The organism is Nocardioides jishulii (assembly GCF_006007965.1).
In the GTDB taxonomy this organism is placed as follows: domain Bacteria; phylum Actinomycetota; class Actinomycetes; order Propionibacteriales; family Nocardioidaceae; genus Nocardioides; species Nocardioides jishulii.
The window spans coordinates 1,665,681-1,685,589 of sequence record NZ_CP040748.1; the positions used below are offsets into that span (position 1 = coordinate 1,665,681).

The following is a 19,909-nucleotide window of genomic DNA, read 5'->3' on the forward strand; positions in this document are numbered from 1 at the left end:
GCGGCGGCTTCGTGGCGTCGGGCGCCCGGGCGTCAGCCCGAGAACTCCTCGGCGGCCTTGCGGGCCATGTCCAGGAAGGCCTGGCGCGAGGCCAGGTTCTCCTCGAGCTCCTTGACCTTGCGCTCGTCGCCGGAGGCCTTGGCCTTGTTGAGCTTGGCCTGGAGGTCGTCGATGGCGGTCTGGAGCTTGCCGATCATGTCGTCGGCGCGCGCGGACTTCTCGGGGTCGGTACGACGCCACTGCTCGTCCTCGATGCCACGGATGGCCTGCTCGACCTTGCGCAGGCGGCCCTCGAGCTCCTTGATCCGGTCACGGGGCACCTTGCCGGCCTCGTCCCACCGCTCAGCGATGTCGCGGAAGGCCACCTTGGCCGCCTCGACGTCGGTGACGGGCAGGAGTGCCTCGGCCTCCACCAGCAGGGCCTCCTTCGCGACCGCGTTGTCGGCGAACTCGGCGTCGAGCGCCGCGTTGGCCGCGTCACGGTTGCCGAAGAAGGTGTCCTGGGCGCCGCGGAAACGCTTCCAGAGCTTCTCCTCATGGTCACGCGGGGCGGGGCCAGCGGCCTTCCAGTCGCGCATCAGGTCGCGGAAACGACCCGAGGTCGGACCCCAGTCGGTGCTGTCGGCGAGCGCCTCGGCCTCCTGGGCGAGGCGCTCCTTCACGGCACGCGCGGCATCGCGCTTCTCGTGCTGCTCGGCGAAGTGGGCCTTGCGGTGGCGGGTGTACGTCGTCCGCGCGGTGGAGAAACGCCGCCAGAGCTGGTCGTCCGCGCCCTTGTCGAGGCGGGGGAGTGCCTTCCACTCCTCGAGGAGGTCGCGGAGGCGGTTGGCGCCGTCACGCCAGTTGGAGCTCTCGGCCAGGGCCTCGGCCTCGGCGACGATCCGCTCCTTGGCGGTCTTCGACTCGGCGGTGCGGGCGGCACGCTCGGCGCGACGGGCCTCGCGCTGGGTCGCGATGACGGGCCCGAGCGCGTCGAGCTTGGCCACCAGCCCGTCGAGGTCGCCGACCGCGTTGGCGTCGCTCACCTGCTCGCGCACGGTCTTCACCGCCGCCTGGGCCTCCTCGGGCGACAGCTTCGCGGCCGCGACACGCTGGACCAGCAGCTGGACCTCGAACTCGAGGCTCGCGAACCGTTCCGCGAAGAACGCCAACGCCTCCTCGTGGGATTTGTCGGGGTAGGAGCCAACGGCCCGTTCCCCCGTGCTGGTCTTCACGAAAACGGTGCCGTCCTCGGCCACGCGGCCCCACTCGGACTGCTTCTCAGCGCTCATGGTCGCCCATGCTAGTCACTACGGGTGTGCTCCTCGGTAGGCTGACTGCCTGCCAGTCCCGTTCACGGGGCTCCACACGCCCGATTCGCCGAACTGAAGGTCCTCCACGTGTTCATCGCCGGCTTCCCCGCAGGTCCTTGGGGAACCAACTGCTACGTCATTTCCACCGGGCCCGGCAACGAGTGCGTGGTGGTCGATCCGGGCAAGGACGCGGCCGCGGGCGTCGCCGACGTCGTACGGGAGCACCGGCTGAAGCCGGTCTCGGTGCTGGTCACCCATGGCCACGTCGACCACATGTGGTGCGTCGCGCCCGTCGCCGGCACCTACGACGCCACGGCGTGGATCCACCCCAGCGACCGCCACCTGCTGACCGACCCGATGGCAGGCATGTCCCGCGAGACCACCCAGATGCTGCTGGGTGGTGGCTACGAGTGGGCCGAGCCGGACGACGTGCGCGAGCTCGCCGACGCGCAGACGTTGGAGCTGGCCGGCCTCCAGTTCGTGGTCGACCACACACCCGGGCACACGCAGGGTTCGGTCACGTTCCGCACCCCCTACGGCGCCGCGGCCGGCAACGCCGACATCTCCGAGGTGATGTTCTCCGGCGACCTGCTCTTCGCCGGGTCCATCGGTCGTACCGACCTGCCGGGCGGGGACCACCCGACGATCCTGCGCAGCCTGCGCGACAAGGTGCTCACCCTGGACGACGACGTGGTGGTGCTCCCGGGCCATGGTGAGCAGACCTCCATCGGCCGTGAGCGTGCCACCAACCCGTACCTGCTGGACCTGATGGACTCCGGCTCCACCGACCGAGTCACCCGAGGACTGTGATGAGCAAGCCCCGCCCGTTGAGCGGCTTCCCCGAGTTCCTGCCCGCGCAGCGCAGCGTCGAGGTGGAGGTCCTGCAGACCCTGTCGCGCACCTTCGAGCTGCACGGCTTCGCCGGCATCGAGACCCGGGCCGTCGAGCCGATGGACCAGCTGCTGCGCAAGGGCGACACCTCGAAGGAGGTGTACGTGCTGCGCCGCCTCCAGGACGTCGACGGCTCGAGTGACGCCGGCATGGGTCTGCACTTCGACCTCACGGTCCCGTTCGCGCGCTACGTCCTGGAGAACGCGGGCAAGCTCGAGTTCCCCTTCCGGCGCTACCAGATCCAGAAGGTCTGGCGCGGTGAGCGCCCCCAGGAGGGACGCTTCCGCGAGTTCACCCAGGCCGACATCGACATCGTCGGACAGGGCGAGCTGCCGTTCCACCACGACGTCGAGGTGACCCGGGTGATGTTGGAGGCGCTCTCGAAGCTGACCTTCCTGCCCGGCTTCCGCCTCCAGATCAACAACCGCAAGCTGCTCGCCGGGTTCTACGCCGGCCTGGGCCTGGCCGACACCGACGAGGCCATGCGCCTGGTCGACAAGCTCGACAAGCTGCCGGAGGAGAAGGTCCGCGAGATGCTCGTGGGCGAGGCCGGACTCACCGAGGAGCAGGCGGACAAGGTCCTGGGCCTGGCCCGGATCTGCACCCCCGACGACTCCTTCGTCGAGCAGGTGCGCGCCCTCGGCGTCGAGCACGAGCTCCTCACCGAAGGGCTGGAGGAGCTCGCCGAGCTGGTGCGGGCCTGCCAGGACCTCGTCACCGAGACCGTACGCATCGAGGCGGACCTCAAGATTGCCCGCGGCCTGGACTACTACACCGGCACCGTCTTCGAGACCCGTCTCGACGGCTTCGAGTCGCTGGGGTCCATCTGCTCCGGGGGGCGCTACGACGCCCTGGCCAGCGACGGCAAGAACACCTACCCCGGCGTCGGCATCTCGCTCGGCGTGAGCCGGGTGCTGGTGCCCCTGCTCACCAAGGGCCACCTCGTCGCTGACCGCCAGGTGCCCAGCGCAGTCCTGGTGGCGCTCACGGACGAGGAGTCGCGCCCCGCGTCGATCGCCGTCGCGACCGCCCTGCGTGCCAGCGGGGTGCCCTGCGAGGTCGCTCCGTCGGCGAGCAAGTTCGGCAAGCAGATCCGGCTCGCCGAGCGCCGCGGGATCCCGTACGTCTGGTTCACCCAGGCCGACGGGACGCACCAGGTGAAGGACATCCGTTCGGGCGACCAGGTCGCCGCCGATCCGGCGACGTGGACCCCGCCCACCGAGGACCTGCGCCCGCAGGTCGTCACGCACATCCCCCAGAAGGAGATCCAGTGATCCGCACCCATGACGCCGGCGCCCTGCGCGTCGAGCACGTCGGCCAGACCGTCACCCTCGCCGGGTGGGTGGCCCGTCGTCGCGATCACGGAGGCGTCGCCTTCCTGGATCTGCGTGAGGCCAGTGGCGTGGTCCAGGTCGTCGTCCGTGACGAGGCCGTGGCGCACAGCCTGCGCAACGAGTTCTGCCTGGCCGTCACCGGCGAGGTCGTCGCTCGTACCCCGGAGAACGTGAACCCCAACCTCGCCACCGGTGAGGTCGAGGTCGTGGCCACCGGCATCGAGGTCCTCAACACCTCGGCCCCGCTGCCCTTCCCGATCGACGACGCCGCGGCGTCCAAGGGTGGCGAGGTGGGCGAGGAGACCCGCCTCAAGTACCGCTACCTCGACCTGCGTCGCTCCGAGCCCCAGCGCCTGCTCCGTCTGCGCAGCAAGGTCAACAAGGCGATGCGCGACGTGCTGGACCGCCACGACTTCGTCGAGGTCGAGACCCCGACGCTGACCCGCTCCACGCCCGAGGGCGCCCGTGACTTCCTCGTGCCCGCGCGCCTCCACCCGGGCAGCTGGTACGCCCTGCCGCAGAGCCCGCAGCTCTTCAAGCAGCTGCTGATGGTCGGTGGGCTCGAGCGCTACTACCAGATCGCGCGCTGCTACCGCGACGAGGACTTCCGGGCCGACCGCCAGCCGGAGTTCACCCAGCTCGACATCGAGATGTCCTTCGTCGACCAGGACGACGTGATCGCCCTCATGGAGGAGATCATCGTCGAGGTGTGGGCCCAGGCCGGCCACCACGTGCAGACCCCCATCCCGCGGCTCACCTACGCCGACGCCATGGCGCGCTTCGGCTCCGACAAGCCCGACCTGCGGATGGGCCAGGAGCTCGTCGACTGCACCGCGTACTTCGCCGACACGAGCTTCCGCGTCTTCCAGGCGCCCTACGTCGGGGCCGTGGTCATGCCCGGCGGCGCCGACCAGCCGCGTCGCCAGTTCGATGCCTGGCAGGAGTGGGCCAAGCAGCGCGGTGCCAAGGGTCTCGCCTACGTGACCATCTCGCCCGAGGGCGAGCTCGGTGGCCCGGTCGCCAAGAACCTCTCCGACACGGAGAAGGCGGGTCTGGCTGCACACACGGGCGCGCAGCCGGGCGACTGCATCTTCTTCGCTGCTGGTCCGGCCAAGTCGAGCCGTGCCCTGCTCGGTGCCGCCCGTCTCGAGATCGGCCGTCGCTGCGGTCTCATCGACGAGTCCGCCTTCGCGTTCACCTGGGTCGTCGACGCTCCGCTCTTCGAGCCGGCCGACGACGCCGTCGCCTCGGGTGACGTCGCCGTGGGCGCCGGTGCGTGGACGGCCGTGCACCACGCGTTCACCAGCCCGCAGCCGCAGTTCCTCGACACCCTGGAGGAGAACCCGGGGGAGGCGCTGGCCTACGCCTACGACATCGTCTGCAACGGTTCCGAGCTCGGTGGCGGGTCGATCCGTATCCACCGCGAGGACGTGCAGAAGCGGGTGTTCGACATCATGGGCATCAGCAGCGAGGAGGCCGACGAGAAGTTCGGCTTCCTGCTCGAGGCGTTCAAGTTCGGCGCCCCGCCCCACGGCGGCATCGCCCTGGGTCTCGACCGGGTCGTGGCGATCCTCGGCGGCGCCGACTCCATCCGCGACGTGATCGCGTTCCCGAAGTCCGGAGGTGGGTTCGACCCGCTCACGGCAGCGCCCGCGCCGATCACCGACGAGCAGCGTGCCGAAGCCGGTGTGGACGCCACTCCGGACGAGATCGTGCCCGAAGTGTGACCTTTTCGGGACCTTTGGGCCCGTTCGTGCTAGGCCGAGACCGGATCGTTATTCGCCGCTGGTGCTCAACGCTGTCATTCCCACCTAGAGTTTTTTCTTGTGACTCGGGCTGTTCGCCCCAGTCGTTGTGTGTCACAAACAAGGCTCAGAGGTGGGAATGACAGCGCCAAGCAGTGAACTCGAGAGCCACCTCCCTCACGCAGCTGAGGGAGCCCTTCTCGAGGTGCAGTCGGTGGAGAGCAAGTCGCCGATGCAGTTGGCCAAGGCTCGGCTCCTGAAGGACAAGCTCTCGATGGCAGCCCTCGCGGTGGTCATCTTCTTCGTGCTGGCTGCCATCGCCGCGCCGATCCTCGTCTGGGTCGGCTGGTTGGACCCCGACAGTTCGCACCAGGAGCTGCTCGACGAGTACGGCCTGGCGAAGGGCGCCTGGGGCGGCATCAGCTGGGACCACTGGCTGGGCGTGGAGCCCGGCCTGGGCCGCGACTCGCTGGCCCGCATGTGGTACGGCGTCACCTTCTCCCTCGGCATCGCCCTGTCGGCGACCGTCATCGCCGTACTCCTCGGCGTCGTGGTCGGCATCGTCTCCGGCGTTGCTGGTGGATGGGTCGACGCCATCCTCGGTCGCATCATCGACCTGACGCTCGCCTTCCCGCAGACCCTGATGCTGCTGGCGCTCAACGTGGTCGCCATCGCCTTCATCGTGGAGGTCGTGGGGGTGCCGCAGGGCGACGCCGCGCAGTCCGTCTACGTCATCACCGTCCTGGGCCTCTTCGGCTGGACAGGCGTCGCCCGCATCGTGCGCGGCCAGGTGCTCTCGTTGCGTGAGCGCGAGTTCGTCCACGCCGCCACCCTCCTGGGCGCGTCGCGCGGACGCATCTACTTCCGTGAGATCCTGCCCAACCTGTGGGCTCCGATCCTGGTGCAGTTCACGCTCATCATGCCGGCGTTCGTCTCGGCCGAGGCTGCACTGAGCTACCTGCAGGTCAGCATCAAGCCGCCGACGCCGACGTTGGGCAACGTGCTCTCCGACGCGCTCCGCAACGCGGAGACGGCGCCCGTCTACTTCTTCGCTCCCGCCATCGCCATCGCGGCCCTGGTCGTCTCGTTCAACCTGCTGGGGGACGGTCTGCGCGACGCCCTCGACCCGAAGTCGGACCGCTGACGGTCCGGCCCACATGCCTCGCCGGTACCCACCGGTGACTGTGGCGCAGACCCTGCGCCGCCCCCAAGGAGGAATCAATGGTTAGCAAGTTCAGGAGAGCACTCTCCGTCGGCGCGGCCGGCGTGCTCGGTCTGACCCTGGCCGCATGTGGCGGCGGAGGGGACAGCTCCGACGACGACGCGTCGACGTTGACGGTGCTCCACCACACCCCGTACGAGAGCGCTGACCCGCAGCGCATCTACTACGGCGTGCAGCTGGCGCACTACCGTCGCCTGGTCTACCGCGGCCTGCTGGCGTTCCCGATGTCGGAGGACGAGCAGGAGGGCACCACCCCGGTTCCCGACCTCGCGACCGACACCGGCACGTCGAGCCAGGGCGGCAAGGTCTGGAAGTTCACGCTGAAGGAGGGCGTGAAGTGGGAGGACGGGTCGGACATCACCTGCGAGGACGTCAAGTACGGCACTTCGCGCGTCTTCGCCAACGACGTCATCACCGGTGGCCCCAACTACACGCTGAGCTACCTCGACATCCCGACCGACAAGGACGGGGCCCCCGTCTACAAGGGCCCCTACTCGGGCAAGGGCCAGGAGTTCTTCGACAAGGCCGTCACCTGTGACGACCGCACCGTCACCTTCCGGTTCAACAAGCCGTGGGCGGACTTCCCCCTGGCAATCGCCGGCATGATGATGGCGGACCCGTACAAGAAGGAGTTCGACGAGGGCGCCAAGTCCCAGTGGAAGATCCTCTCCAACGGCCCCTACAAGGTCGAGGGCGGCACCTGGTCGAAGAACAAGGGCGCGACCCTGGTCCGCAACGAGGAGTACGACCCCTCGACCGACGAGCCGGACCTGCTCCGCAAGGCGCTCCCGGACCGCATCGAGATGGTCGTCGACCCGTCCGACACCGCGGGTGAGCTCTTCAACGACCGCCTGATCAAGAACTCGCCGAAGGACCAGCGCGCGATCACCATCGCTCGCGTGGCCCCGAACCAGTTCCCGAAGATCAAGGGTGACGTGGCCGAGCGCTACGTCAACACGCTCTCGCCCTACACCAGCTACCTCTCGCCGAACTTCAAGCGCCTCACGGACGTCAACGTCCGTCGTGCGCTGGCTGTTGCCCTCGACTCCGAGGGTTACGTGACCGCCCTGGGTGGTGAGCGCGCCGCCGAGACCTCGGAGAACATCATCAACCCGACCGTTCCCGGCTGGAGCGAGCTCGACGCCTTCAAGGGTGACAACGCCGGGGACCCGGCTGCGGCCAAGAAGCTGCTGCAGGAGGCCGGCGTGAAGACGCCGTTCTCGATCACCCTCGGCTACATGGCCAGCCCGACCAACGACAAGGCCATGGCCGTCGTCAAGGAGAGCTGGGACGCTGCTGGCTTCAAGACCAGGCTGGAGCCCCTGGGCGACACGTACTACGACGTCATCTCCAAGCCGGACGACGAGTACGACATCACCTGGGCCGGCTGGGGCGCTGACTGGCCGTCGGCCATGACCGTCCTCCCGGCGCTCTTCGACAGCCGCCCGAACTTCTCGCCCACCACGTGTGGCCAGGACTACGGCTGCTACCAGAGCAAGGAGTTCGAGACCCTGGTCGACAAGGCTGCCAACGCGGCTGACCTCGACTCGCAGGTTGCCGCCCTCCAGGAGTCCAACGAGCTGCTGGCGCGCGACGTGGCCTACATCCCGCTGGACGTCACCAAGTTCAACTGGCTCTACGGATCCAAGGTGACCGGTTTCACCACCACGCCGGCTTCGAGCTCGTACCCCGAGATCGGCCTGATCGGCGTCGAGGACTGAGCCTTCGGCTCATGAACTAGTTCTCACCCTGGGTGCCGGACGACCACGTGGTCGTCCGGCACCCGCACCGGGTCCGGACCACCGGACCACACGGCAGTCCATCGACTGGCCGCCCAGTTCCCCCCAGGAGGTGAGCCCATTCCATGTGGGCCTACATAGTCCGACGCGTGGCGATCGGCCTCGCGCTGCTCATGGCGCTGACGCTCGTGACGTTCGCACTCTTCTTCGCCTCGCCGGTCGACCCCGCACGCTTCGCGTGCGGCAAGAACTGCAACGAGGCCCAGCGAGACGTGGCGCGCAAGGCACTCGGCTACGACCTGCCGGTGCACGAGCAGTGGACCCAGTTCATGAAGGGCGTCGTCGCCGGCCGTGAGTACCCGGCCGACCCTGAGCTGCGTGCCGCGAACCCCGCCATCGTCACCCACTGCGAAGCTCCCTGCCTGGGTTACTCCCACCTCAACGCACGCACGGTGAACGACCTCATCGCCGAGGCGGCTCCGGTCACCATCTCCCTGGCGCTCGTCGCGCTGGTGATGTGGCTGGTGGGCGGGATTCTCTTCGGCATCCTCGCCGCCGTCTTCAAGGGCTCGATCATCGACCGTGGCATCGTCGGACTGACGTTGGTCGCGTACGCGTTCCCCACGTTCTTCATCGGCGTGTTCCTGCTGAAGTTCGTCGTGATCAAGTGGGAGTTCCTTCCCTATCCCGAGTACTACTCCATCGCGGACGGGGGAGTCGGACGCTGGCTCGCCGGCCTCATCCTTCCCGCCGCGACGCTGGCGCTCGTCTTCACTGCCGGCTACGTGCGCATGACGCGTGCCTTCGTGATCGAGTCCATGAGCGAGGACTACATCCGTACGGCCCGGGCCAAGGGCCTCACCGCACGGGCTGTCCTGTTCAAGCACGGCATCCGTGCCGCGCTCACGCCGCTCGTCACCATGGCCGGCCTCGACTTCGCCACGCTTCTCGGCGGAGCGATCATCACCGAGTCCGTATTCTCGTACGAGGGCCTGGGGCTGCTCACGCTCCAGGCGAGTGAGGCCTACGACCTCCCGACGATCATCGGTGTCGTCGTGCTGGCCGGAACCTTCGTGATCGTCGCGAACATCATCGTCGACATCCTGTACGCCGTCATCGACCCCCGCGTCCGGTTGGGCTGAGAGAGACAGAGATGAACCAGTTCCTCGTCGTGGACGACCTCAAGGTCCACTTCCCGACCCCCGACGGCGTGGTCAAGGCCACCGACGGACTCTCCTTCACCCTCGAGCGAGGCAAGACACTCGGCATCGTGGGGGAGTCGGGCTCCGGCAAGTCGGTCTCCAGCTCCGCCATCCTCGGCCTCCACCGCGGCACGCCAGCTCGCGTCTCCGGCTCGATCCAGCTCGACGGCGTCGACCTGTTGACGCTCTCCGACGAGGAGATGCGTCGCAAGCGGGGACGGGAGGTGGCGATGATCTTCCAGGACCCGCTGTCCGCGATGCATCCCTACTTCACCGTGGGCCGGCAGCTCTCCGAGGCCTACCGCGTGCACCACAAGGTCTCGCGCAAGAAGGCGAAGGTGCGCGTCATGGAGATGCTCGACCGTGTCGGCATTCCCAGCCCTGACCGGCGCTACCACGACTACCCGCACCAGTTCTCGGGCGGAATGCGTCAGCGCGCCATGATCGCGATGGCCCTGATCAACGACCCGACGCTGGTGATCGCCGACGAGCCCACCACCGCGCTCGACGTCACCGTCCAGGCCCAGATCCTGGACCTGCTGCGTGACCTCCAGCGCGAGTTCGACACCGCGATCATCATGATCACCCACGACCTCGGTGTCGTGGCGGAGATGGTTGACGACGTGCTGGTGATGTACGGCGGCAAGGCCGTCGAGTACGGCCCCGTCAAGGACGTGATGACGCATCCGGAGATGCCCTACACCTGGGGGCTTCTTTCCAGCGTCCCCGACATCACCTCCGACCCCAACGCGCGGATGGTGCCGATCCCCGGCAACCCGCCGAGCCTGCTCTCGCCCCCGTCGGGGTGCGCCTTCCACCCGCGCTGCGCGTTCCGCCAGTACGTCGAGGGAGACCGCTGCCGTACCGAGGTGCCCGAGCTGGTCCCCGGCGCCCAGGGGCTCAACCACCTGAAGCGCTGCCACCTCCCCGACCCCGACATGATCTACGAGCGCCAGGTGCTGCCCGAGATCGCTCCCGACCGTGCAGAGGAACTCTGACCATGGCTGAGCAGACCGAGGTCCCCACCCCCGGGACCGTGACCACGTTCGACGAGCTGGGTCACCAGGCCACCCCCCTCGACCCTGACGCTCCGCCCATCCTGACGGTGCGTCATCTCAAGCAGTACTTCCCGGTCAGGTCGTCGGGCCTGATCCGTCGCAAGATCGGTGACGTCCAGGCCGTCGACGACATCTCCTTTCAGGTGCCCCAGGGCGGTTCGCTGGGGCTGGTGGGCGAGTCCGGGTGCGGCAAGTCGACCACTGGTCGCGCCATCACCCGCCTCTACACGCCGACCGCCGGTGCCGTGGAGTTCAACGGGCACGACATCGCCCACTACTCGGCGCGCCAGCTCAAGCCCCTGCGCAGCGAGATCCAGATGATCTTCCAGGATCCCTACAGCTCGCTGAACCCGCGGCACACGGTGGGTTCGATCATCTCGGCCCCCCTGCGCATCCACGACATGGTGCCGAAGGACCAGACGCTCAAGCGGGTGCAGGAGCTGCTGGAGATCGTCGGCCTCAACCCGGAGCACTACAACCGCTACCCGAACGAGTTCTCCGGTGGTCAGCGTCAGCGCATCGGCATCGCCCGCGCGCTGGCCCTGAAGCCCAAGCTGATCGTGGCCGACGAGCCGGTCTCGGCGCTGGACGTCTCCATCCAGGCGCAGGTCGTCAACCTGCTCCAGGACATCCAGCGCGAGTTCGGTGTCGCGTTCCTCTTCATCGCCCACGACTTGGCCGTGGTCCGTCACTTCTGCCCCGAGGTTGCGGTGATGTACCTCGGCAAGATCGTCGAGATCGGCGACCGCGAGAGCATCTACAACAACGCTCACCACCCCTACACCCAGGCGCTGCTCTCCGCCGTGCCCGAGGTGAAGTCGGCGGTCACCGGGGAGTCCAGCAAGGACCGCATCCGGCTCGAGGGTGACGTGCCCAGCCCGATCGACCCGCCGTCGGGGTGCCGATTCCGCACGCGTTGCCCAATCGCGCAGGAGATCTGTGCGACCCAGGAGCCTCCGCTCCTCCAGATCGGTCAGCGACACAAGGTGGCGTGCCACTTCCCGGGGCGCCGCGGCGACGTGCCGACCCGGCCGGTGACCACCAGGATGCTCGGCGTCGACGACACCGGGGCCCCTGACCCCGGCATGAGCGGCGCGGAGAAGATCATCGACGAGCCGGGCTACGCCGACACCTGGCTCGACCTGGACCGCAACACCGTGGGTCGTGCCTGACACACTGCTGACGTGGCGGAATCCGAAGGTCTGTTCGACGTACCGGGGCGCACCGGTGGAGGGTCGCTGAGCGACCAGAGCCACCGGGGCGCCCCGTTGGCGGTACGCATGCGCCCGCGCGACCTCGACGACCTGGTCGGGCAGTCCCACCTGCGGGCCGACGGGTCGCCCCTGCGTCGTTTGGTGGAAGGCGACCACTCGATGTCGCTGGTCCTGTGGGGCCCACCGGGCACCGGCAAGACCACCATCGCGGGGATCGTCAGCCGACAGACCGAACGCCGTTTCGTCGAGGTCTCGGCCGTCTCCGCCGGGGTCAAGGAGGTCCGCGCCGCCATCGACGCGGCGCGGGCACAGCTGGCGGCTGGCGGCGCGGAGACGGTGCTCTTCGTCGACGAGGTACACCGCTTCACCAAGGCCCAGCAGGACGCGCTCCTGCCCGGGGTCGAGAACCGGTGGGTGACCCTCGTGGCGGCCACGACCGAGAACCCGTTCTTCTCCGTGATCTCACCCCTGCTCTCGCGCAGCCTGCTGCTGAAGCTGGAGTCGCTCACCGACGCCGACATCGACGGGGTCGTGACCCGGGCGCTCGAGGACGAGCGGGGCCTGGCGGGGGCGGTCGACCTCGACCAGGTGGCCCGCGAGCACCTGGTCCGCCTGGCCGGGGGTGACGCGCGTCGGGCACTCACCTACCTCGAGGCGTCTGCCGCGGCGGCCGAGGCGGTGCGTACGTCCACCGACGACCGGCCCCGGATCACGCTCGAGGTCGCGGAGACGGCGGTCGACCAGGCCGCGGTCCGCTACGACCGCCAGGGCGACCAGCACTACGACGTGACCAGCGCCTTCATCAAGTCGATCCGGGGCTCCGACGTGGACGCCTCGCTGCACTGGCTGGCCCGGATGGTGGAGGCGGGCGAGGATCCCCGCTTCATCGCCCGACGACTGGTGATCCTCGCCAGCGAGGACATCGGCATGGCCGATCCCACCGCGCTCCCCACGGCCGTGGCCGCGGCCCAGGCCGTCCAGCTGATCGGGATGCCGGAGGCGCGCCTCAACCTGGCACAGGCCGTGGTCGCGCTGGCTTCGGCGCCCAAGTCCAACGCGGTCTACATGGCGTTCGAGGCTGCCGCGGCCGACGTCCGCGCCGGCAAGGTGGGTTCGGTCCCCGCGCACCTGCGGGACGCCCACTACGGCGGGGCCAAGAAGCTGGGCCACGGCGAGACGTACGTCTATCCCCACGACGTGAAGCACGGTGTGGCGCAGCAGCAGTACCTGCCCGAGCCCGTACGCGACGCGGCGTACTACCGACCCACCTCCCACGGAGCCGAGGCAGGAGTGAAGGACCGCTGGGAGCGGATCCGGAGCATCGTGCGCGGTGTCCGCAACGGCAGGTAGGGTTCAGTCCTGTGAACGAGTGGAGTGCGACGGCCGTGGTGGGCGTGTCTGCCGTCGTCGTCGCGGTCCTCCTCGTCGTCGTGGTGGCTCTGGCCCGTACCCAGCGTCGTACCCGCGCCGAGCTCGAGCAGACCCGCACGCTCCAGAGCGAGCTGCTGGCTCGTCTTGACGCCTTCGACCGTCCGAGCGCTGGCGCCCACCCTGACGTGAGCGTCTCCGAGTTCGTGATCACCGACGTGGGCAGGACGGAGCAGCCTGACGACGCCGAGTCGGCGCCGGGCCGCCTCGACGGTCGGCTCTTCGTCGACATCGTGGCCCGCGAGACGCTGGTGAAGGCCGCGTCGTGGACCTACGGCGTACGCCGCGCGCTCTCCCCCGAGAACCGCAATCGCGTGCGGTTCGAGGTGCATCGCGAGACGAAGCGGGCCACTCGTCAGCGCAAGGCTGACGTCAAGGAGGCCCTGCGCCAGTACTACGCCAAGGAGCGGGGTGACGTCGCATGAGTCGTGGACTGTGGTTCGTGGCCGGTGCGAGTGCCGGGGTCTACGTGGTGACCAGGGCCCGCAGGCTCGCCGACTCGGTCACGGCGGAGGGCTTCCGCGCCCGCTGGCAGGGCATCACCCACGGTGCGAGACTGTTGTCGGAGGACGTGCGCACCGCCCAGGCCCAGCGTGAGGTGGAGCTCCGCGAAACCCTTGGCCTCCCCGCCACTCCGCTCGCCGGCCGTGAGCTCACCGGCCCGTCGGCTCCGGGCGATCACACTCCCGTAGCCTCCTTGGTTCCCCCGCTCGAAGACAGGAAGAACGACCACTGATGGACACCTCCGAGATCCGCCGCCGGTTCCTCGCGCACTTCGAGGCTGGTGGCGCATGGGGCGCCCACACGCCGGTCCCTTCGGCCTCGCTGCTGCTGGACGACCCCAACCTCCTGTTCGTCAACGCGGGCATGGTGCCGTTCAAACCGTTCTTCCTCGGTCAGGAGACACCCCCCTACGCGCGGGCGACGAGCGTCCAGAAGTGCGTGCGTACGCCCGACATCGAGGACGTCGGCAAGACCACCCGCCACGGCACGTTCTTCGAGATGTGCGGCAACTTCTCGTTCGGCGACTACTTCAAGCAGGGCGCCATCGAGCTCGCCTGGGACCTGCTCACCAAGTCGGTGGCAGACGGCGGGTTCGGCCTGGACGAGAGCCGTCTCTACCCGTCGGTGCTCGCGGGTGACGAGGAGGCCGTGGAGCTGTGGATGAAGGCCACCGGCCTCCCGCGCCGCCGCATCGTCGGCCTCGGTCGCAAGGAGAACTACTGGTCGATGGGCATCCCCGGCCCCGGTGGCCCGTGCTCGGAGATCCTGTACGACCGTGGCCCCGAGTTCGGTCCGGACTTCGACCCCGAGACGCTGGGTCCGGACATGCCGGTGGCGCTGGAGGACCGTCTCCTCGAGATCTGGAACCTCGTCTTCATGCAGGACGAGCTCAGCGCCGTGCGGTCGAAGGAGGACTTCGACGTCGCCGGGTCGCTGCCCAGGAAGAACATCGACACCGGCATGGGCCTCGAGCGGGTGGCTTTCCTCCTGCAGGGCAAGAAAAACATGTACGAGATCGACGTCATGTATCCCGTGATCGCCCGCGCCGAGGAGCTGACCGGGCGCCGTTACGGCGCCAACCGGGACGACGACGTCCGGCTGCGCGTGGTGGCCGACCACATTCGTTCATCGATGATGCTCATCGGTGACGGCGTCACGCCCGGCAACGACGGCCGCGGCTACGTGCTCCGTCGTCTGCTGCGCCGTGCGGTCCGCTCCATGCGCCTGCTCGGCTACGAGGACCGGGCGCTGCCCGAGCTGATGCCGGTCAGCCGCGACAAGATGGGGGAGACCTACACCGACCTCGTCACCGACTGGGACCGCATCGCGCGCGTTGCCTTCGCGGAGGAGGACGCCTTCCGCAAGACCCTGCAGGCGGGCACCCAGATCTTCGACCTGGCGGCCTCCGAGGTGAAGGCGAGCGGTGCAGGCGTGCTCACCGGCGACAAGGCCTTCGCGCTGCACGACACCTACGGCTTCCCCATCGACCTCACCCTCGAGATGGCGTCCGAGGCGGGCCTCAGCGTCGACGAGGCGGGCTTCCGCCACCTGATGGCCGAGCAGCGGCAGCGTGCCAAGGCCGACGCCCGGGCCAAGAAGGGGCAGCACGCCGACACCTCCGTCTACCGCGGCATCCTCGACGCCAACGGCCCGACGGAGTGGCTCGCGTACGAGACCCTCACCACCGAGTCGAAGCCGCTCGCGCTGCTGCGCGAGGGCGCTCCCGTCGCGGCCCTGGGCGGCGGCGAGGTCGGTGAGCTGGTGCTCGACCGCACCCCGTTCTACGCCGAGTCGGGTGGCCAGGCGGCTGACGCCGGTCGCATCGAGTTCGACGGTGGCGTCCTCGAGGTCCTCGACGTCCAGCGTCCCGTCCGCGGCCTGGTGGTCCACCAGGTACGCGTGCTGGAGGGTGAGCTCCCGGCGGACGTGGCCCAGCTGCACGCCCAGGTCGACCCGGACTGGCGCCTCGGTGCCCGTCAGGCGCACTCCGGCACCCACGTGGTGCACGCGGCCCTGCGTCAGGTGCTCGGCCCCACGGCACTGCAGTCCGGCTCCTACAACCGACCCGGCTACCTCCGCCTCGACTTCGGGTGGACCTCCTCGCTCACCCCGGACCAGGTGCGCGACATCGAGACGGTCTCCAACGAGGCGCTGCGGGCCGACCTGCCGGTGGACTGGCAGTACATGACGCTGGCCGAGGCCAAGGAGTGGGGCGCCATCGCGCTGTTCGGTGAGACCTACGACAACTCGCAGGTGCGCGTGGTCGAGATCGGCGGTCCTTGGTCGCGCGAGCTCTGCGGTGGCACGCACGTCGACCACTCGTCGCAGATCGGCACGCTGGTCGTCACCGGTGAGTCGTCGGTGGGATCGGGCAACCGGCGCATCGAGGCGTTCACCGGCGTCGAAGGGTTCAAGTACCTCGCCAAGGAACGCGACATCGTCTCCCGGCTGACCGGGATGTTGAAGGCCCAGCCCGACGACCTCGTCGGTCGGGTCACGCAGATGGTCGACCAGCTCAAGTCCACCGAGAAGGAGCTGGAGAAGGTGCGCCTGGCCCAGCTCCTCGCGGCGGGCGGTCAGCTGGCTGCCGACGCACGTGAGGTCGCCGGAGTGGCCGTGGTCGTCGAGCGCCTCGACGGCGCGGGCGGCGGCGACGTGCGTACGCTCGCCACCGACGTCCGGGCTCGCCTCGACGCCGGTCGTCCCGGCGTGGTGGTCCTGCTGGGCGTCAACGACGGCAAGGTGTCCGTCGTGGCCGCGGTCAACGGGGCTGCCCGTGACGCCGGCCTCTCCGCCAACGACCTCGTGCGCGCCACGGCGCCGCACATCGACGGCAAGGGTGGCGGCAAGCCCGACATGGCGCAGGGTGGCGGCACCAACCCTGCCGGTGTCGACGCCGCCATCGAGGCCGTCGTCGTCGACGTCGCGCGGGTCCGAGGCGCCTGAGGTGCGCCACGGGGTGCGGGTGGGCGTCGACCCGGGAGACGCCCGCATCGGTGTCGCGCGCAGCGACCCGACCGGCTTCCTGGCCACCCCCGTGGAGACGGTCCCGCGCGGCAGGGGGGACGTACGCCGCATCGCCCGCATCGTCCGCGACGAGGAGGCCGTCGAGGTCGTCGTCGGCCTGCCCCGATCTCTCAAGGGGACCGAGGGTCCGGCGGCCGCCAAGGTGCGCGAATTCGCGGCCACCCTGGCGGCGAGGGTGGCACCTGTTCCCGTGCGTCTGTGCGACGAGCGCTTGACCACGGTGACGGCGGAGGCCATGCTTCGCGACCAGGGGCGTAAAGGCAGCAAGAGGCGAGCGGTGGTCGACCAGGCCGCGGCCGTCGTCATCCTCCAACACGCGTTGGACACGGAGCGGAACAGTGGTTTCGCCCCGGGAGAGATCATTGGGGTCGACCATGCTTGACGACGAAGGCACCACGCAGACTTCCGAGCGCAGCTACGCCCCCGAGGGCGGCGCCCGCAAGGCGAAGAAGCGCCGCAACCCCCTGGGGATCGTGGCCGTGGTCGTCGTGGTCGCGCTGGTGTGCGTCGGTCTCTACGTGGGCGTCAGCAAGGGCGTCAACTGGGTCCAGGACCAGTTCGGCTCCGCGGAGGACTTCTCGGGTCCGGGCACCGGCGAGGTGATCTTCGAGGTCCGCGAGGGCGACACCTCGGCCGCCATCGGCCGCGGGCTCAAGGAAGCCGGCGTCATCGCCTCGGTCGAGGCCTTCATCTCCGCGGCCACCGCCGACACCCGTTCCTCCAAGATCCAGGTGGGCTACTACCCGCTCCGCAAGGAGATGAGCGCCGTCGACGCGCTCGAGGTGCTGGTCGACCCCGCCAACCAGGTGAAGAACACCGTCACCGTGCCCGAGGGCCTGCGGGTCGTCGACATCGTCGACATCCTCGCGGAGAAGACCGAGTTCAGCCGTGCCCAGTACGAGGCTGCGCTCAAGGACACCGCAGCCCTGGGCCTGCCGGACTTCGCGGAGGGCAACCCCGAGGGCTACCTCTTCCCGGCCACGTACGACATCGGTCCGAAGGACAAGCCGAAGGACATCCTCGCCAAGATGGTCGCCCGCTGGCGCCAGGCGGCCGACGACGTCCAGCTCGAGAGCCGGGCCGCCGCGCTGGGGTACACCCCGGCAGAGCTGATGACCGTGGCCTCCCTGGTCGAGGCAGAGGGCCGCGGTGACGACATGGCCAAGATCGCCACCGTCATCTACAACCGCGTCGAGAACCCCGGTGCCGGCACCGGCGGCAAGCTGCAGATCGACGCCACGGTCAACTACGCGCTGGGCCGCACTGGCACGATCGCGGTCACGACCGACGAGACCTTGACCGACCACCCGTACAACACGTACGTGGTCCAGGGACTGCCGCCCGGCCCCATCGAGGCGCCCGGCGAGGAGGCCATGGCTGCCGCCGGCAACCCAGCCGAAGGGCCGTGGATCTACTACGTGACGGTCGACCTCAAGACCGGCGAGACCAAGTTCACCGACAGCTACGACGAGTTCCTGACCTTCAAGGCGGAGTACAAGTCCTACTGCACGACGTCGGACGCCTGCTGAGCGATGACGCGCACCGTCTGCGGGGTGTTGGGGGATCCCATCGCCCACTCGCTCTCACCCGTGCTGCACCGGGCTGGCTATGCCGCGCTCGGCCTTCCGTGGACCTATGACGCCCATCGCGTCGTCTCCGGGGGACTGCCGGAGTTCCTTGCCGGACTGGGGGAGTCCTGGCGCGGACTGTCCCTGACCATGCCCCTGAAGCGTGAGGCAGTGGTGCTCGTCCCGCACCTGAGCGAGCGGGCGCGACGTTCGGGAGCCGTCAACACGATCGTGCTCTCGGGGGAGGCGCAGGCGCCACACCTGTGGGGCGACAACACCGACATCCCCGGCGCGCTGTGGCGGCGATCCGCGAGCGGACCGCACTGGAACCGCACACCGCGACCATCCTCGGTGGCGGCGCTACCGCTACGTCGGTCGGTCTCGCCCTCCTCGAGCTGGGGGTCCAGCAGATCACCCTGGTCGTGCGTAGCCCTGAACGGGCGCAGGAGACCGTGGCGGTCCTGACGGCGGGAGACGGGGCGCCGCACGTCGAGGTACGTCTGCTCACCGATCCGCCGGGCGACCCCGGCGGCATCGTGGTCTCCACCGTCCCGGCGACGGCCCAGGACGCGGGCCTGGTCGAGGCCATGGCCGCCGCCCCGGTCCTCTTCGACGTGCTCTACGACCCGTGGCCCACGCCGTTGGCCGCCGCCGCGCAGGGAGTGGTGGTCTCCGGGCTCGACCTGCTGGTGCACCAGGCGGCGGTGCAGTTCACCCACTTCACCGGGCACGAGGCCCCCCTCGCAGCGATGCGTACCGCGGGGGAGCAGGCACTCGCGGCCCGGACCGAACGATCGGCGACATCATGAGTTCCTTGGCCGTAGGACTGGTCTGCGCCGTGCTGGGCCTGCTGGTGCCCTTGATGGTGCGCCGCATCCCGGAGCCGGTCGAGTCCACTGACCCGGTCGAGACCGCAGATGCGGCGGAGAAGTCGCTCCCCGAGCCGGTCGAGGCGTCCGTGGCGCACGACGAGGCCGCCGCCGACGTCGTCGCAACGACCGAGGCCATCGCGGCCTCCGGCCCCACGTCACCGCCGTCCACGGAGGCCGACGACAGCGTGATCGCGACCGCGCCGGAGAAGGAGCTCTACACGGCCATCGCCGACCACCGCGGAGTTGCCGTGGCATCGGTGCTGGCGAGTGGACTCGCTGGCGCCGTCCTGGGGTGGGCGCTCGGCTGGGCCTGGTCCCTGCTCTTCCTCGTGCCTCTGGTGCCGGTGCTCGTGGGGCTGGCCATCATCGACTGGCGGACCAAGCTCCTCCCGACCTGGGTCATCGCCCGCACCTACGCCGCGCTGGTGCCCCTGGTGCTGGTCGTCGGCGCCGTGACGGGGGAGTGGGACGACGTGCTCAGGGCCTTCTGGGGCTGGTTGATCACCGGCGGCCTCTACTTCGTCCTGTGGTTCATCAACTCGGCCGGACTCGGTTACGGCGACGTGCGGCTCTCCGGAATCATCGGCATCGTCCTGGGGCAGCTCGGCTGGGGCACGCTCTTCGCCGGTGTCTACTCGGCCTTCATCCTGGGCGGTGTCATCGGGGGTGTGCTGGCCCTGGCGAAGCTGGTCGACCGCCGCGGCGTGCCCTTCGGTCCGTTCATGGTCGCGGGTGCGCTGATGGGGGTCGTGCTCGGTCCCTGGACCGCCGCGAATCTCGGTTGAGGCAGACGCTGCTCGGCGCGTGAACCGG

General features: G+C 69.2%; 17 protein-coding genes and 1 pseudogene. 17 read left to right on the forward strand and 1 reads right to left on the reverse strand.

The features are described 5' to 3' along the window. Positions 1–32: 32 nt before the first annotated feature. Positions 33–1,271, reverse strand: coding sequence for a DUF349 domain-containing protein (locus FCL41_RS07795; protein WP_137065510.1), 1,239 nt, complete (start codon positions 1,269–1,271; stop codon positions 33–35). Between the two features lie 108 nt (positions 1,272–1,379). On the opposite strand from FCL41_RS07795, the gene FCL41_RS07800 reads away from it, so the two are divergent. The 17 genes and pseudogenes from FCL41_RS07800 to FCL41_RS07875 all read left to right on the forward strand — a co-directional run bounded on the left by FCL41_RS07800 (position 1,380) and on the right by FCL41_RS07875 (position 19,881). Next, positions 1,380–2,102 (forward strand): MBL fold metallo-hydrolase, encoded by a 723-nt coding sequence (locus FCL41_RS07800; RefSeq protein WP_137065511.1) that lies wholly within the window; start codon positions 1,380–1,382, stop codon positions 2,100–2,102. Continuing rightward, positions 2,102–3,457 carry a histidine--tRNA ligase gene (hisS, locus tag FCL41_RS07805; RefSeq protein WP_137065512.1) on the forward strand — a complete coding sequence of 452 codons (1,356 nt, stop codon included), beginning with the start codon at positions 2,102–2,104 and terminating at the stop codon, positions 3,455–3,457. Before FCL41_RS07800 ends, hisS begins: the two co-directional genes overlap by 1 nt. Further along, entirely contained in the window at positions 3,454–5,244 is a 1,791-nt protein-coding gene (aspS, locus tag FCL41_RS07810; RefSeq protein WP_137065513.1) for an aspartate--tRNA ligase, read from the forward strand. The genes hisS and aspS overlap by 4 nt, the downstream gene beginning before the upstream one ends. Before the next feature lie 232 nt (positions 5,245–5,476). Next, on the forward strand, positions 5,477–6,406 hold the full coding sequence (locus FCL41_RS07815) for an ABC transporter permease (RefSeq protein ID WP_239021836.1): 930 nt from the start codon (positions 5,477–5,479) through the stop codon (positions 6,404–6,406). A gap of 77 nt (positions 6,407–6,483) precedes the next feature. After that, positions 6,484–8,205 (forward strand): ABC transporter substrate-binding protein, encoded by a 1,722-nt coding sequence (locus FCL41_RS07820; RefSeq protein WP_137065515.1) that lies wholly within the window; start codon positions 6,484–6,486, stop codon positions 8,203–8,205. Between the two features lie 143 nt (positions 8,206–8,348). Next, positions 8,349–9,365, forward strand: a complete 1,017-nt coding sequence (locus FCL41_RS07825; protein ID WP_137065516.1) for an ABC transporter permease — start codon at positions 8,349–8,351, stop codon at positions 9,363–9,365. 11 nt (positions 9,366–9,376) lie between these two features. Further along, on the forward strand, positions 9,377–10,423 hold the full coding sequence (locus FCL41_RS07830; protein WP_137065517.1) for an ABC transporter ATP-binding protein: 1,047 nt from the start codon (positions 9,377–9,379) through the stop codon (positions 10,421–10,423). A gap of 2 nt (positions 10,424–10,425) precedes the next feature. After that, positions 10,426–11,655, forward strand: a complete 1,230-nt coding sequence (locus FCL41_RS07835; protein ID WP_137065518.1) for an ABC transporter ATP-binding protein — start codon at positions 10,426–10,428, stop codon at positions 11,653–11,655. Between the two features lie 12 nt (positions 11,656–11,667). Then, complete coding sequence (locus tag FCL41_RS07840; protein WP_239021838.1) at positions 11,668–13,047, forward strand: replication-associated recombination protein A; 1,380 nt, start codon at positions 11,668–11,670, stop codon at positions 13,045–13,047. 11 nt (positions 13,048–13,058) lie between these two features. Continuing rightward, positions 13,059–13,550 carry a hypothetical protein gene (locus FCL41_RS07845; RefSeq protein ID WP_137065519.1) on the forward strand — a complete coding sequence of 164 codons (492 nt, stop codon included), beginning with the start codon at positions 13,059–13,061 and terminating at the stop codon, positions 13,548–13,550. Continuing rightward, positions 13,547–13,861 (forward strand): DUF6167 family protein, encoded by a 315-nt coding sequence (locus tag FCL41_RS07850; RefSeq protein ID WP_137065520.1) that lies wholly within the window; start codon positions 13,547–13,549, stop codon positions 13,859–13,861. The genes FCL41_RS07845 and FCL41_RS07850 overlap by 4 nt, the downstream gene beginning before the upstream one ends. After that, positions 13,861–16,575, forward strand: coding sequence for an alanine--tRNA ligase (alaS, locus tag FCL41_RS07855; protein WP_137065521.1), 2,715 nt, complete (start codon positions 13,861–13,863; stop codon positions 16,573–16,575). The genes FCL41_RS07850 and alaS overlap by 1 nt, the downstream gene beginning before the upstream one ends. Position 16,576: 1 nt before the next feature. After that, complete coding sequence (gene ruvX, locus FCL41_RS07860; protein ID WP_137065522.1) at positions 16,577–17,038, forward strand: Holliday junction resolvase RuvX; 462 nt, start codon at positions 16,577–16,579, stop codon at positions 17,036–17,038. Further along, a complete protein-coding gene (gene mltG, locus FCL41_RS07865) occupies positions 17,031–18,185 on the forward strand; it encodes an endolytic transglycosylase MltG (RefSeq protein WP_137065523.1) in 1,155 nt (384 codons plus the stop codon). The genes ruvX and mltG overlap by 8 nt, the downstream gene beginning before the upstream one ends. Positions 18,186–18,188: 3 nt before the next feature. Beyond that, a pseudogene (locus FCL41_RS17415) lies at positions 18,189–18,395 on the forward strand (shikimate dehydrogenase); the annotation flags it as partial. A 125-nt stretch (positions 18,396–18,520) separates the two neighbouring features. Continuing rightward, positions 18,521–19,033 carry a hypothetical protein gene (locus tag FCL41_RS17420; RefSeq protein WP_239021839.1) on the forward strand — a complete coding sequence of 171 codons (513 nt, stop codon included), beginning with the start codon at positions 18,521–18,523 and terminating at the stop codon, positions 19,031–19,033. Continuing rightward, positions 19,030–19,881 carry a prepilin peptidase gene (locus FCL41_RS07875; protein WP_137065525.1) on the forward strand — a complete coding sequence of 284 codons (852 nt, stop codon included), beginning with the start codon at positions 19,030–19,032 and terminating at the stop codon, positions 19,879–19,881. Before FCL41_RS17420 ends, FCL41_RS07875 begins: the two co-directional genes overlap by 4 nt. The last annotated feature ends 28 nt before the right edge of the window (positions 19,882–19,909 follow it).